The 333-nt window shown below is 69.1% G+C and carries 1 pseudogene; it reads left to right on the top strand.

Annotated elements, in window-relative coordinates:
• Positions 1-333, top strand: a pseudogene (locus OO69_RS48430) (alkaline phosphatase family protein); the annotation flags it as partial.

Genomic DNA, 333 nt, shown 5'->3' with positions numbered 1-333 from the left:
GTACTACTACTGGCTCGACGACGACCGCGCGCCCGACTTCGCGCAGCTCGTCGAGATCCACCGCAAACCCGGCTACGACCCGGTCGAGCTGTTCATGGACCCCCTCGACCCCTACGTCAAGGTCAAGGCGGCGACCGCGCTCGCCCGCAAGAAAATGGGCATGCGCTACCGCATGGCGGTCGTGCCCCTCGACGCGTCACCTATTCGAGGCAGCCACGGCCGCCTCCCCGCGAGCGACGACGACGGTCCGCTCCTCATCTGCTCCACCCCCCGCGCTGTCGGAGACCGCGTCGCGGCCACCGACGTGAAACAACTCCTGCTCCGGCTGGCCGG

The organism is Streptomyces sp. NRRL F-525 (genome assembly GCF_000716605.1).
Taxonomy (GTDB): Bacteria; Actinomycetota; Actinomycetes; order Streptomycetales; family Streptomycetaceae; genus Streptomyces.
Note: the sequence above shows the minus strand (reverse complement) of the source record. Positions and strands in the feature narration are given on the sequence as shown.